Source organism: Arthrobacter wenxiniae, assembly GCF_013376105.1.
GTDB lineage: Bacteria > Actinomycetota > Actinomycetes > Actinomycetales > Micrococcaceae > Specibacter > Specibacter wenxiniae.
The window spans coordinates 1-13,195 of the sequence record NZ_JAAMFM010000049.1 but is presented as its reverse complement, the minus strand read 5'-3'; the positions used below and the strand labels follow the sequence as shown (position 1 = coordinate 13,195).

General features: G+C 67.9%; 12 protein-coding genes. 8 read left to right on the top strand and 4 right to left on the bottom strand.

Going from position 1 to position 13,195, the window contains the following annotated elements; all coding sequences use genetic code 11:
- The coding region (locus G6034_RS19065) for a pyridoxal-phosphate dependent enzyme (RefSeq protein WP_176636680.1) at positions 1 to 500 on the top strand (500 nt) is incomplete at its 5' end.
- 17 nt (positions 501 to 517) lie between these two features.
- On the opposite strand, the gene G6034_RS19060 is transcribed toward G6034_RS19065, so the two are convergent.
- Entirely contained in the window at positions 518 to 1,480 is a 963-nt protein-coding gene (locus tag G6034_RS19060) for a sugar-binding transcriptional regulator (protein ID WP_176636679.1), read from the bottom strand.
- A gap of 276 nt (positions 1,481 to 1,756) precedes the next feature.
- On the opposite strand from G6034_RS19060, the gene G6034_RS19055 reads away from it, so the two are divergent.
- From G6034_RS19055 to G6034_RS19040, 4 genes are all read left to right on the top strand, one after another.
- Positions 1,757 to 3,613, top strand: a complete 1,857-nt coding sequence (locus G6034_RS19055) for an ABC transporter transmembrane domain-containing protein (protein ID WP_176636678.1) — start codon at positions 1,757 to 1,759, stop codon at positions 3,611 to 3,613.
- Complete coding sequence (locus tag G6034_RS19050; RefSeq protein WP_176636677.1) at positions 3,613 to 5,358, top strand: ABC transporter ATP-binding protein; 1,746 nt, start codon at positions 3,613 to 3,615, stop codon at positions 5,356 to 5,358. Before G6034_RS19055 ends, G6034_RS19050 begins: the two co-directional genes overlap by 1 nt.
- A gap of 122 nt (positions 5,359 to 5,480) precedes the next feature.
- Positions 5,481 to 5,624, top strand: a complete 144-nt coding sequence (locus G6034_RS19045) for a hypothetical protein (RefSeq protein WP_176636676.1) — start codon at positions 5,481 to 5,483, stop codon at positions 5,622 to 5,624.
- Positions 5,625 to 5,766: 142 nt separating this feature from the next.
- Positions 5,767 to 6,813 (top strand): LLM class flavin-dependent oxidoreductase, encoded by a 1,047-nt coding sequence (locus tag G6034_RS19040; RefSeq protein ID WP_176636675.1) that lies wholly within the window; start codon positions 5,767 to 5,769, stop codon positions 6,811 to 6,813.
- A gap of 75 nt (positions 6,814 to 6,888) precedes the next feature.
- Here G6034_RS19040 and G6034_RS19035 read toward each other — a convergent pair whose 3' ends face one another.
- Both G6034_RS19035 and G6034_RS20030 read right to left on the bottom strand, forming a co-directional pair.
- The gene (locus G6034_RS19035; RefSeq protein WP_176636674.1) at positions 6,889 to 10,080 is read right to left on the bottom strand and encodes a type I restriction endonuclease subunit R; all 3,192 of its coding nucleotides are present in this window, start codon (positions 10,078 to 10,080) and stop codon (positions 6,889 to 6,891) included.
- A gap of 264 nt (positions 10,081 to 10,344) precedes the next feature.
- Positions 10,345 to 10,635: a PDDEXK nuclease domain-containing protein gene (locus G6034_RS20030; protein ID WP_343038166.1), complete on the bottom strand. Its 291-nt coding sequence runs from the start codon at positions 10,633 to 10,635 to the stop codon at positions 10,345 to 10,347.
- Positions 10,636 to 11,008: 373 nt separating this feature from the next.
- On the opposite strand from G6034_RS20030, the gene G6034_RS19025 reads away from it, so the two are divergent.
- The 3 genes from G6034_RS19025 to G6034_RS19015 all read left to right on the top strand — a co-directional run bounded on the left by G6034_RS19025 (position 11,009) and on the right by G6034_RS19015 (position 12,514).
- A complete protein-coding gene (locus G6034_RS19025) occupies positions 11,009 to 11,377 on the top strand; it encodes an SPW repeat protein (RefSeq protein ID WP_176636673.1) in 369 nt (122 codons plus the stop codon).
- 125 nt (positions 11,378 to 11,502) lie between these two features.
- The gene (locus G6034_RS19020; protein WP_218064082.1) at positions 11,503 to 12,129 is read left to right on the top strand and encodes a TetR/AcrR family transcriptional regulator; all 627 of its coding nucleotides are present in this window, start codon (positions 11,503 to 11,505) and stop codon (positions 12,127 to 12,129) included.
- A 184-nt stretch (positions 12,130 to 12,313) separates the two neighbouring features.
- The gene (locus tag G6034_RS19015) at positions 12,314 to 12,514 is read left to right on the top strand and encodes a hypothetical protein (protein ID WP_176636671.1); all 201 of its coding nucleotides are present in this window, start codon (positions 12,314 to 12,316) and stop codon (positions 12,512 to 12,514) included.
- 206 nt (positions 12,515 to 12,720) lie between these two features.
- Here the strand turns inward: G6034_RS19015 and G6034_RS19010 are convergent, their stop codons facing one another.
- The gene (locus tag G6034_RS19010; RefSeq protein ID WP_343038165.1) at positions 12,721 to 13,062 is read right to left on the bottom strand and encodes a MerR family transcriptional regulator; all 342 of its coding nucleotides are present in this window, start codon (positions 13,060 to 13,062) and stop codon (positions 12,721 to 12,723) included.
- Positions 13,063 to 13,195: the final 133 nt, after the last annotated feature.

Here is a 13,195-nt window from a genome sequence, read left to right as displayed (position 1 = left end):
GCTTTGCCAACTGGGCCTACGAGGTGGAGCAGCAGGAAAAGGAGCTCGGCATCTTCTTTGACACGATCGTGGTCTGCACCGTCACCGGGTCAACGCACGCCGGCATGATCGCCGGTTTCGCCGGGCAGGAGCGGCCGCGCCGGGTGATCGGGATCGACGCCTCCGCCACGATCGAGAAGACCCGCGCGCAAGTGGGGCGGATAGCCCGGCACACCGCGGAGCTGATCGGGCTGGGCCGCGAGCTGCGGGACGAGGAAATCGACGTCAGGGAAGGCTGGGCCGGCGACTTTTACGGCATCCCCGTCCAATCCACACTTGACGCCATCCACCTCACCGGTTCCCTCGAGGGCATGATCATTGACCCCGTCTACGAGGGAAAGTCCATGGCCGGCCTCATCGACCTGGTCCGCAGCAAGGACATTCCCGCGGACAGCAACGTTCTCTACGCGCACCTGGGCGGCCAGCTGGCCCTCAACGCGTACAGCGGCCTGTTCCGCTAGTCGTCACAGATGAGGACTCAGCGGAACGTGGCGAGCAGCTCCCGCGCGGTGGATTCGTCGGTGACGAGTTCGTTGACGTAGCCGCCGCGGATGGCCGCCGCCAGCGGGACCACCTTGGCCGGGCCGGCCGTGACCATCATGCGGCGCGGTATCTTCAGCAGGTCGTCCAGCGTGATGCCGATCAACCGGTCGGTGACCTCGGAAACCACCTCGCGGCCCTGATGGTCGAAGAAGTGGCCGCAGAGGTGGGCCGCCGCGCCGGCAGCCGCCAGGTCCGCCAGCGAGGCTGGCGAAACGGGGCTGTAGGTGCCTGTGCCGTCGAAGCGCTGCATGGAGCCCAGGCCGATCAGGGCCAGGTCGCTGTGCGGCCCCAGTTCCAGCCCATAGGCCACGTCCGGGGATTCCAGCGCCTTCGTCCTGGCCGCGGGATCCCGATACAGGAAGTTTGCCGGCAGGGGGACAAAGTTCCCGCCCAGCTGCTGGCAGATGTGCTCGCCGACGTGGATGCGCTCGTCGCCGGACCGGTCCAGGCGCGACGGGCAGGCGAGCAGGTCGATCACGGTCAGCCCGCTGTGGACCCCGGGGCTCAGCGACTTGGCCACTGACGACAGCGTCCGGCTGGCGGCCACGCCCAGCTGCCGCACGCCGTCCAGGTGGGTTTCCAGATAGCGGGCGGCAACATAGCCCAGCCGGTTGTTCTTTTCGTAGAGGGAGCGCGGCCGGTCCATGGAGATGACGCAGTCGTTGAGCCTGAACGTGGCCCGCAGGCGGGCCTCAAGCTCCGGCATCCGGTCCACGGGCGGGCCGATCCGGACCTGGACCACCCCGCGCCGCTTGGCCTCGGCCAGCAGCCGCGAAACCGTGGCCCGGGAGAGGTTCTGCGCCGACGCAATCTCCAGCTGGGTGGCGCCGGACATGTAGTAGAGATGGGCCACCGTCTGCACCAGCTGGTCATGGCGCAAGGCGTGGTCTGTGGCCAAAGCCGTGCCCCTTTCCCGTCATGCGCAGGTGTTCTGCCGCAAGTGCCTACCCATGATTCTAGAAGATGGCGCCGCGGACTGCCCGTCAAGCGCCCGAACAAGCGCCCGAAGCTGCCGCCAAAAGGCTTCCCCAGGGCGGATATCTTGCGTTAGGGTAAGCAGTTGTGAGATAGAACTGCAGCCACCCCCGTGAACGCCGATCGCGCCGCCGATTGCGGACCGCTTGATCGCGTCCATGTTGTCTGCCGCCCACCCCCGATTTTCCAGAAGGCCATTGTGCGCTCATTTCCCTTTCACGACGCCGGTTCCCCCGACCTCCGGTCCCCGGCCCGTTTCCTGTGGTGGCTGGCCCGCGCCGAACGCGCCACGCTGCTGGCGGGCGTGGTGTACGGCTCCGTGTGGACGGCCTGCCAGGCACTGACCCCGTTTGTGCTGGGCCGCGCCGTGGACCAGGGCATTGTGGCCGGCGACTTCGCCCGGCTGACCCTGTGGGTCGCGGTGCTCGTGGGCCTGACGCTGCTCCAGTCCGGGTCGGCAACCCTGCGCCACCGCACGGCCGTAAGCAGCTGGATGCAGGCGGCCTACCGGTCCGCCCAGCTGGTGGGGCACAAGGTCACCCGCAGCGGCGATGCCCTGCCGCAAAAGTTTTCCACCGGCGAGGTGGTCTCCACCTCGGCGTCGGACGCCATGCGCATCGGCGAGATCTACGATGTCTGCGCGCGGCTGGCGGGCTCGGTGGTGGGCTACCTGCTGGTGACATACCTGGTGTTCCTCTCCTCCTGGCAGCTGGGCCTGGTGGTCCTGCTGGGCGTGCCGCTCTGCGGCGCCATGCTGCTGTTTGTGATCCGGCCCCTCCAGCGGCGCCAAAAGGCACAGCGGGAGGCCGCCGGAAAGATGACGGCCCTGGGCGCCGACACCGTGGCCGGGCTGCGCGTGCTGCGCGGAATCGGCGGCGAGCACATCTTCGTGGACCGCTACCGCCAGCGCTCGCGGGAAACGCAGCTGGCCGGGAACAAGGTTGCCTATTCGCTGGCCGACCTGGACGCCGTGCAGGTCCTGGTGGTGGGCGCCTTCGGCGTGGCCTTCACCTGGATCGGGGCGCTGCAGGCCGTGTCCGGACGGATCGAGCCGGGCCAGCTGGTGGCACTGTACGGCTATGCCGTGTTCCTCGTCTCGCCCATCCGGACGGCCGCGGACGCCGTCTCCCGCTTCATCCGCGCGCACGTCGGCGCGCGGCGCATCATCGACGTGCTGTCCACCCCGTCCGCCGTGCACGACGCCGGGACAACCGTTCCGGGGCCTTCCTCGCCGAGCGCCCTGGTTGACACGGTCACCGGCGTGGTGGCCGTGCCCGGAACGCTCAGCGCGGTGGTCTCCGCCGATCCTGCGCAGTCTGCCGCGCTCGCCCGGAGGCTGGGCAGGTTTGAGGACGCCGTGCTGCGCGAGGCCCAGGTCCGCTGGGGCGGTGCCGCCCTCCACCTGGTGCCGCTGCGCGAGGTGCGCCGGCGGATTGTGGTCTCCGACGCCGAGCCGCAGCTGTTCAGCGGCACGCTGCGCGAGGAACTGGACCCGGCCGGGCGGCACAGCGACGCCGAGATCATGGCCGCCCTGGATGTGGCCAGCGCCGCCGACGTGTTTGACGGGCTCGAAAACGGGCTCGACGACGAAGTGACGGAGAAGGGCCGCGGCTTTTCCGGCGGCCAGCGCCAGCGCCTCACGCTGGCCCGTGCGGTGCTGACCGACGCGGAGGTGCTGGTCCTGATTGAACCGACCAGCGCCGTGGACGCCCACACGGAACAGCGCATTGCCACGGCGCTTCGCCGCAAGCGCGGAACGGCGGGAAACACCACCGTGGTGGTGACCGCCAGCCCGCTGCTGCTCGGCTCCATGGACACGGTGACGTTCCTGGAGGACGGGACGGTCAGCGCCCGGGGCACCCACCGCGAACTGCTGGACACTGTCCCCGCCTACCGGCGGGTGGTGATCCGGGGCGAAGGCATGGACGGCCATGCCGGCAGCCGCGCCGCGGCGGACCGCCCGCACGGCGCACACGCGACAGGCCAGGCGAACGCGACGGCCGGCGTCGAACCGGCGGGGGACACCCGTGCCTCAATGGGGGAAGGGGCCAGGTGATGAGTGAATCCAAGCTTCCTGTGGCGGACTCGGCCACGGTGCGGGCCGAGGGGCTGCGCCTGATGGGCCAGCACCGGCGCCCGCTCACCTTTGTGGTGGGGCTGTACGTGCTCGCCGCCGTCGCCGGGCTGGCCGGCCCGTTCCTGCTGGGGCGCCTGGTTGACGCCATCACCCGCGGCACCACGCCCGGTTTCGTGGCCGCGGTGGCCCTGTGCCTGGCCGGCTTTGTGCTGGTGCAGGGGCTGCTGTCCCGGTGGGCGCGGCGCACGGGCATGGTGCTGGGGGAGAAGGTCTTCGCCCAGCTGCGCGAGGAGTTCATGGAACAGGTGACCTCGCTGCCGCTCTCCACGGTGGAGAAGGCCGGCACGGGCGACCTCGTCTCGCGCACCACCAACGACGTCGACGCCGTCTCCCACACCGTCCGCTTTGGCGTGCCGCAGGTGCTCGTCTCGGTGGCGACCATCGCCCTGACCGTCGCCGCGGCCGTCTTCACCAGCCCGGTCCTGGCCCTGGCCCTGCTGGTGGGCGCCCCGCTGCTGGTCCCGGTGACCCGCTGGTACCTCAAGCGCGCCACGGCCGGCTACCTGCTGGAGCGCGAAAGCTACGCCGTGCTCAACGGCGCCATCACCGAAACCATCGAGGGCGCCCGCACCGTGGACGCCCTGAGCCTGGGCCCGCACCGGCGCGGGCGCATCGACGCGGCCCTGCGTGGCTGCTTTGAGCGGGAGAAGTACACGCTGGGGCTGCGCACGGTGCTGTTCCCGGCGGCGGAATTTTCCTTCTGGCTTCCCGTGGCCGGCGTGCTCCTGTGGGGCGGCTGGCTGGCCTCGCAGGGCACGGTCACGGCGGGCATGGTGGCCACGGTGGCGCTGTACGCCATGCAGCTGATCGACCCCGTGGACATGCTGATCATGTGGATTGACGAGATTCAGGTGGGCGCGTCCTCGCTGGCCCGCATTGTGGGCATCCGCGACGTCGAGGCGGACCGCACCGCCACGGACGCCGTCCCGGCCGACGACTCGCTGGTGGTGGACAAGGCGCGCTATGCCTACCGCCCGGGCCACGACGTGCTGCACGGGATCGACCTGGCACTGCGGCCGGGGGAGCGGCTGGCCATGGTGGGCCCCTCCGGCGCCGGCAAGTCGACGCTGGGCCGCCTGATCGCCGGCATCCACCCGCCCACGGCCGGCACGGTGACGGTGGGCGGGGTGCCCCTGGTGGACCGCCCGCTGGACGAGCTCCACGGCGAGGTGGCGCTGGTGACCCAGGAACACCACGTGTTCGTGGGCACCCTGGCGGACAACCTCCGCCTGGGCAAGTCCGGCGCCACGGACGCCGAGCTGGAAAAGGCCCTGTCCGACGTCGGCTCCCTGGCCTGGGCGCGCGCCCTCCCCGACGGGCTGGCCACCGCGGTGGGCTCGGGCGCCCACACCCTGACGCCCGGGCAGGCGCAGGAACTGGCGCTGGCCCGGCTGGTCCTGGCGGACCCGCACACCCTGGTGCTGGACGAGGCCACCTCGCTGATCGACCCGGCCGCCGCCCGCGACCTGGAGTTCTCGCTCAGCGCCGTGCTGGCGGGGCGCGCCGTGGTGGCGATCGCCCACCGCCTGCACACCGGGCACGACGCCGACCGCGTCGCCGTCGTGGACCACGGCCGCATCACGGAGCTGGGCTCCCACGATGAACTGCTGGCGGCGGGCGGCTCGTACGCGTCGCTGTGGAACTCCTGGCGCCAGGAGTCGTGACCGTGGAGGCCGGCACACCGGCCCTGTTGGACGGTGGGAAATCGGCGTAACGTTCAAGAGGGGAACGATTTGGACCGCACGGCCCGAAGCGAACCTGTTCATGGACGTAAGGAGTGTTCACCATGCCTGACAAACAAGCACACCACCACGAGCACAAGAAGTTGGACAAGGGCCACGCCATCAAGGCCAAGCGCGCCGAGAAGAAGGCACGCGGCGCCGTCGACGAAAACGCGGACCCCGTGGCCCACATCACCAAGAAGCGCTAAAACCGGCCGGTGGTCGAGCAGCGAGCTCTGCGACGGCCGGTGGTCGAGCAGCGAGCTCTGCGAGCGCGTCGAGACCCGGACTGCCGCCCCGCTCTATGCGTATGCATGGAATAGCGGGGTGGCGGTTCGCGTTGTGCCAACCATGGGAACAGATTTGAAGAAGCGCATCGGCTTCCTGTCATTCGGGCACTACGGCACCGGCCGCGGCTCGCGAACGGCAACGGCCGGCGACTCGCTGCACCAGGCCATTGACCTGGCGGTCGCCGCCGAGGAACTCGGGATCGACGGCGCATTCTTCCGCGTCCACCACTTTGCCCGCCAGCAGGCCTCGCCGTTCCCGCTCATGGCCGCCATCGCGGCCCGCACCAGTCGGATTGAAATCGGCACCGGCGTGATCGACATGCGCTATGAAAATCCCCTGTACATGGCCGAGCAGGCGGCCGCCACGGACCTGATCAGCGACGGCCGGCTGCAGCTGGGCGTCAGCCGCGGCTCACCCGAACCGGCCTTGAACGGAGCCGCGGACTTTGGCTATCACCCCGAGGACGGCGAGACCGTGGCGGACATGGCCCGCCGCCACACTGCACGGTTCCGCGCGGCGATTGCCGGCGCCGGCGTGGCACAGCCAGGCGAGCATGCGTACATGGGAGGAGACCGGTTGCTGCGCATTGAGCCGCAGTCTCCCGGGCTGGCCCGGCGCATCTGGTGGGGTGCCGGCTCCCGCGCCACGGCCGTGTGGGCCGCCCGGCAGGGCATGAACCTCATGAGCTCCACGCTGCTGACCGAGGACACCGGCGTGCCGTTCGATCAGCTGCAGGCCGAGCAGATCCAGCTGTTCCGCGACGAATGGGCCGCCGCGGGCCACGGCTTCACCCCGCGCGTTTCCGTCAGCCGCAGCGTCATCCCCGTGGTGGACGACGTTGACCGGATGTACTTTGGGCTCCGCTCGCAGGCGGACAGCCACGACCAGGTGGGGACGATCGACGGCTTCGTTTCGCGGTTCGGCAAGAGCTATGTGGGGGACCCGGCGGCGCTGGCTTCGGAGTTGGCAGCCGACGCCGCCGTGCAGGCTGCGGACACGGTGATGCTTACCGTCCCGAACCAGCTCGGCGTGGAGTACAACGTGAAGATGCTGGAGAACATCGCCAAGCACATCGCGCCGGCGATCGGATGGTCGCCGAACCGCTGATCGAGCAGCCCGGTGGTCGAGCAGCGAGCTCTGCGAGCGCGTCGAGACCCGGCAACGGATGATTGAGACCCGGGCTCAGCCCCGCGCCTCCGCGAACCGCGGCGCCATGGATTCCATCTGCTCCATGACCAGCTTGATGGCCGCCGGCTGCTTGTCCGGCGGGTAGCCGTTGCGGACCAGCAGCCGCTTGATGGAGGAGCGCAACTTGGCCCGGACGTCGTCGCGCACGGTCCAGTCGGTGCGGATGTCGCGGCGCATGACCTCCACCAGCTGGCGGGCGATTTCCGCCAGCACCCCCGTGCCCATGACGTCGACGGCGGACTCGTTGTCGGAGACGGCGTCGTAGTAGGCCAGCTCGTCCCGGTCCAGGGGCGGGTCGAAGGACTTGCCCCTGTCGCCTTCCTTGGCGATTTCCTGCGCCATGGCCACCAGCTCGGCGATGACCTCGGCGGAGGTGAGCTGCTGGTTCGTGTACTTGCGCATCAGTTCGGTGATGCGTTCGGAGAAGGCCCGCTGGCGCACAATGTTGTTCCGCGTGGTCGCCACCGACTCCTCGGACACCAGCTTCCGCAGCGCCTCGATGGCCAGCTGGGGGTTCCGGGCGCCCTTCGTCTTGGCGATGAACTCGGGCGTGAGGTCGTCCAGCGACGGCCTGGGCATGCCGGCCGCCGAGTAGATGTCCAGCACCTCGCCCGACTGCGTCGCCCCCGCGATCAGCTCGCCCAGCAGCCGCTGGATGTCCTCGGGGATGGGCTCGCCGGAGGCCTGCCGGTCGGCGGCGTCGTACTTGGCCATCCACACGCGGATCTCCTCGTACATCTGCACCTCGGGCCGCAGCTGGGCGAGGGCGGCCGAGCCCGAGCACAGCGCCCAGGCCCGCGAAAGCTGCCCGCTGTAGCGGCGGTACCTGGCGGCCAGGGTTTCCTCCCCGTCCGACGGCGCGTTCCCCGGCGTTGCCGGGCTGCGCAGGTAGGCGGTGGCCCCGGTGGCGGCGTTGATCCAGGCCTTCGGACCGCCCTTGTTCAGCACGGCCTTCCAGTCGTAGCCGGCCAGCAGCTGCCCGAGCGTCCCCAGCAGGGTGACGGTCATGGCGATGGCCTCGTCCACGTTCCTGCCCACCGGCTTGTTCGCCTGGTCGGACTGCGTGTATTCGCCCAGCGCCTTGGCGAGGTTGTCGGCCAGCGGCGCGTAGGCCACCAGCAGCCCGTCCTCCTTGCCGCGGAAGGTGCGGTTGACCCGGGCCAGGGTCTGCATGAGCAGCGCGCCCTTCAGCGGCCGGTCCAGGTACAGGGTGTGCAGCGGCGGGGCGTCGAAGCCGGTGAGCATCATGTCCTTGACGATCACCAGTTCCAGCTCGTCGTCGGGGTTCTTGAGCCTGGCCTTGATGGCGGCGTTTTGCGAGTCCCGCCGCACATGAAGGGACACCGGGGGAGTGTCCGTCGCGTCGCCGGAGTAGACCACCTTGATCCTGCCGGCGTCGAGCTCGCCGGAGTGCCAGTCCGGCCGCAGGTCAACGATCGCCTGGTAGAGCCGGGCGCAGATCTCCCGGGTGCCGGCCACGATCATGGCCTTGCCGGGCCCCTCGATGAACTTGTGCATGACGGCCCGGCGGCCCTCCCAGTGCGCCACCAGGTCCGCGGCCAGGGCGGCGATGCGCTCCGGCGCGCCGTACACGGCGTTGACGACGGCGACGCTCGCCTCGATGCGGGCACGTTCGGTCATGTCCAGGCCCACGGTGGCGTCGTCGGCCGCGGCGTCCAGCTGCTCCTCGGTCACGGAACCGGCCAGCCCCACCTTGATCAGGCGCGGCTCGAAGTAGACGGGCACCGTGGCGCCGTCGTCCACGGCCCGGGTCAGGTCGTAGATGTCGATGTAGTCGCCAAAGACGTCGCGGGTGTTGCGGTCCTCAAAGGAGATCGGCGTGCCGGTGAAGGCAATGAGCGTGGCGTGCGGCAGGGCGTCGCGCAGGTGGCGGGCGTAGCCGTCCAGGTCGTCGTAGTGGCTGCGGTGGGCCTCGTCCACCACCACGATGATGTTCCGCCGGTCGCTGAGGAGCGGGTGGTCGGAGCCCGCCTCCTTCTCGGCCTGGCTGCGGCCAAACTTCTGCAGCGTGGTGAAGTAGATGCCTCCGGTGGTGCGGTTGCTCAGCTCCTCGCGCAGTTCCGAGCGGCGCCGGACCTGGCGCGGTTTTTCGGGCAGCAGCTGGCTTTGCGCGAACGTCTCATACAGCTGGCCGTCGAGCTCGTTGCGGTCCGTGATGACCACCACCGTCGGGTTTTTCAGCCGCGGGTGGCGGATCACGCGGTTGGTGTACAGTTCCATTTCCATGGACTTGCCGGACCCCTGCGTGTGCCAGACGACGCCGGCCTTCCCGTTGGATTCGACCGCCTGGACCGTGTTTCCCACGGCCTTGGTGACGGCGAAGTACTGGTGGGGCTTGGCGATGCGCTTGCTCAGCCCGTCGGCGCTTTCGTCGAAGGCAGTGAAGTCGTTGAGCAGCTGCAGAAACCGGTCCTGGTTGTAGAGGCCCTGAAGTGCCGTCTCCATACCCGTGACGGCCTCCCCGTCCAGGGTGAAACCCGGCGGAACGGGGACGCCGTCGTCGTCGACGTTCCAGGGGGAGAAGTGGTTGAACGGGGTGAAGGGGGTGCCGTACTTGGCCTGGATGCCGTCGCTGGCGAGGGTGAAGACGCAGAAGCGGAAGGCCATGGGGAATTCGCGCAGGTAGGTTTGCAACTGCGCGTGGGCGGCGGCGAGGTCGGCGTGGGCGCTTCCTGCCTTCTTCAGCTCGATGATGCTGACCGGCATGCCGTTGCAGTAGAGGACCAAGTCGAAGCGGCGCTTGTAGTCCCCGGCCACGAGGGTCACCTGGTTGACGGCAAGCCAGTCGTTCCGGTCCGGGTCGGCGCTGAGCAGGTGGATGGTGGCGTTGACGTCGGTGCCGTCGCCGTCGATGTAGCTGAGCCGGTAGCCGTGGACCAGGTAGGCGTGGATGCGCTGGTTTTCGGTGATGGCGTCGTTGGACTTGGGGGCGGTGAATTCCGCGAGGGCCTGCTTGAGGTACTGCAGTGGAACCGTGGGGTTGAGCTTTTGCAAGGCGGCGAGAATGCGGGGGCGGATGAGCAGCTCGGACCAGGATTCGCGCTCGTCCCTGCCGGGCGCGATCTCCTCGCCGGGCTTGGGACGCCAGCCCAGCGGCTCGGCCAGCTGCTCGAGGGCAAGGCCCTCCCAGTCGGCCTCGGAAAAGCCGGTGCCTGCCACTGCCATGTCTGTTCTCCCCGCGTGCGTCTGGACTTGATGTTGACGGTACCAGCAGAGGGTGCCCCGCGCGCCGTTGCGGGCCGGTAGGAGGGGTTATCAGCGTCATGAGCGGTGGGCGCCAAAGTTTGGCACCCGTCGGGGGTGCCGCCGCATCTGCCGGCCACGGCGTGTCCACTGCGGCCGAAGGCGACAAGGAGATTGATAATCCGCCGGAGGCAGCTGCCTTGGTTGACGCGGTGGCGGAGCCGGGCAGCCCCCTCACTCCTTTCATCATCCGTTGCCCAGTTCCGCCTCCAGGAGTTCGCTGCTCGGCAGGGTGGATTTGGACTGCTTCGGCAGGGAGACCGTGATTGGGGTTTTCCATTCGGCCCCGCCAATCGGTGCGCCGTCACCGCGCAGGGCGTATTCGGCCACCACGGTGTTTTTGGTTCTGCATGGCAGCAGGCCGATGGTCGGCTTGTCGTCCGGGTGGGCCATCAAGTCGTCCACGGCAGCCATGTCCATGCCCAGCTGGCCAAGATACCCCGGCTCGAACGTGCCGGCCTTAGGTCCAATCACCACAAAGCTGCGAAGCCGGAAGTGGTCGAACAGCAGATCGGTGGAAGTCGCCGCCGACGACGTCGAATTGGACCTGCCGTGCTCGACGGCTGCCGCTGCGTACTAGGTGCGCTGGGTGGGGCTGAGTTTCTTGTCCAGAATCGTTCGGAGGTGTCCCCACGGCAAATGGCCTCACAGCCTGTGGGACATTTGGGTCGAACGTCGGCCATGCATCCGGGATTGGCCACGGACTCATCCCATCGATTCGGCGGCTGGAACGGGCCCACCTCCCTTAGCTCATCGTCGTCCGCTTGGACCGTCAAAAGGCTCTTGACCGGTTGGTCAATCAGGAGTAAATCTGAAGTTGTCAACGACCTGTTAGAGGAAGGTGAGGTCGATGAAAAAGTGGACCAAATGGCAGAACTGGGTGGCCGTCGCGGCTGGCTTGTATGCTGCCTTGGCATCGATTTGGACAACGAGTGACGGCAAGGCCGCAACGACGCTGGTCGTCTTGGGGATTCTCACGATCATTGCGGGACTGGTCAATCTGTCCATGCCGCGCATGCCATCGGTGGAATGGGCCCAAGGAGTCCTGGGCCTGCTGCTCTTTATCTCTCCCTGGGTGCTTGCCTTCACGGCCATGACGGGGATCGCCGTCACCGCCTGGATTTGCGGCATTGTCACCATCGTCGTCACGGCATGGGCTCTGCCCTCGCTCATGAAGGCAGGCGAGGACCAGCACCATCACCGGGCGGCGGCCGCCTAAGTCCGCCTACCGCAGGGCTCCGGCACTCCCGGGGCTGGAGCCCCATGCCAACAGGGAACAGTTTAGGGGCCTTGGTTCCACAGGGCCCCTAAACTGTTCCCGGGACACGAGGAATGGAGGAGACGGTGGGCACAAGTCGGTTTCAGGAGCACCCCGAACAACGCGGCGACGCCAGGGCGCTCATTCTGGATTCCGCTGAGGACCTTATCGCCCAACACGGTTTCAGCGCCACGTCCACGGCCTCGATCGCCCGGGCCGCCGGGGTTGCGAAGGGGCTGCTCTTCTATTATTTCCCGGCCAAGGCCGACGTGTTGGTGGCGCTCATGGCCGAGCGGCTGCCGGCTACCCACCTGGACGCCGAGCTTCTAGCTGTTCCGGGGGACCCTGCTGCCGGACTGATCGGGACTTTGGATGCCTTGAACCTCAGCGACCACAAATCTGCAGTGCTGCGCGTGATCCTCTGGCGCGAGGCCGATACCCACCCGAAGGTGCGTGCCCAACTACGCCGGCTCCAACGGAATCTGGAACGCGACACCGCTGCCATATTGCGTCGTTGCCTGCCCGACATCGCCGATGCCCAACGGATCAAGGACTGCGCCGTGACATGGGTCAGTACGATCTTTTCCGCAGCCACTGAAGACAGGCTTTCCGACCTTGACGGGCTCCCCCGCCGAGGCAGGGAGCACCTCAAGGCCATGGCCAACATCTTGGCCGCGAGCCTGCACGGGCCCGGCCCCGCACCGGCTACATAACGGTTCGCACGGCCCCAGCTTGTTGCACTCACCGGCGTCAGTGCCCGAGCCGTGTTCCGCAACAGTTGCCTGCGGGGCCCTGGAGCGGCGTCCCTCCGGCATCCCGTCAGAGTTTTTGCCCGGGACCAACAATTGAACCCAAGCCCTTTCTGTTCTAAATTGAAATTCCCCCGAGGAGGCAGTCATGAGCGAAGCATTCGAACCGTTGGACCCCGTGGACGCGGCGGCCCTGGCCGAAGGGACCATAGCCCCCGACGACGCCAGGACCATGGATGAACAGGACCCCGAACCTGGCCTGGACAGTGAACGGCCCGTTGTGCTCGAGGACGAGCCCGGGAATGCGAGCAACCAGCAGGGGAACTCCGATCAAGGCCTGGACCAGTAGAAGGCCTGCCGCCGAATCCAGACTTCACCTTTCACCCTTCCGGGTCGCGAATCAGCGCCGGGATCCGGCAACATGAACGATTAGAGCAGGCAGGGGCGACGGGGGGCCATCTGGCACGCAGGGCCGCATCGCCTCACAGTGGTGCGGCCCATCGCAGGATCCATAATTTTCCGCTGGCAGCCCGTGACCACCATGCGTACAGGAGGTCACCGCGGCGCAGTTGCATCTGTCTTGTTCCGGGTTTGCCGTGGCGTTGTTCCGGGGTTGGCGGCCCGGTCAAGGAGTTGTGACCGCAAAGACTGGTTTTCGTTTTCCAGGGTCAGGACGAGGCGGATGCCGGAGAGGTTGAGCCCTTGGCCGAGCAGTTCCGCGATCCGTCGCAGGGTCACCAGATCGTCCTCGCTGTAGCGGCGCGTGCCGCCTTCGGTGCGCCCCGGCTCCAGCAGTCCCCTGCGTTCGTAGAGCCGGAGGTTTTGCTGGCCTGTGCCGACTAGTTCTGCCGCGACGGAGATCGCATACACGCCACCTGTGTTCGGATTGAGTGCCACGATAGTCCGCTCCTTAGTTGCCATCCTTGATTGTTTGAAGAAATGCCCCTTGCATCAGTATGCCTGTCGTGTTATAAAAAATCTATGCCAGTCACGATAGGTCGTGGCGGGCATGGGAGAACTGAACACAAGG

Coding starts and splice junctions, on each gene's coding strand:
- G6034_RS19050 (WP_176636677.1), top strand. CDS start 3,613: ATGAGTGAATCCAAGCTTCCTGTGGCGGACTCGGCCACGGTGCGGGCC.
- G6034_RS19045 (WP_176636676.1), top strand. CDS start 5,481: ATGCCTGACAAACAAGCACACCACCACGAGCACAAGAAGTTGGACAAG.
- G6034_RS19040 (WP_176636675.1), top strand. CDS start 5,767: ATGGGAACAGATTTGAAGAAGCGCATCGGCTTCCTGTCATTCGGGCAC.
- G6034_RS19035 (WP_176636674.1), bottom strand. CDS start 10,080: ATGGCAGTGGCAGGCACCGGCTTTTCCGAGGCCGACTGGGAGGGCCTT.
- G6034_RS19025 (WP_176636673.1), top strand. CDS start 11,009: ATGAAAAAGTGGACCAAATGGCAGAACTGGGTGGCCGTCGCGGCTGGC.
- G6034_RS19015 (WP_176636671.1), top strand. CDS start 12,314: ATGAGCGAAGCATTCGAACCGTTGGACCCCGTGGACGCGGCGGCCCTG.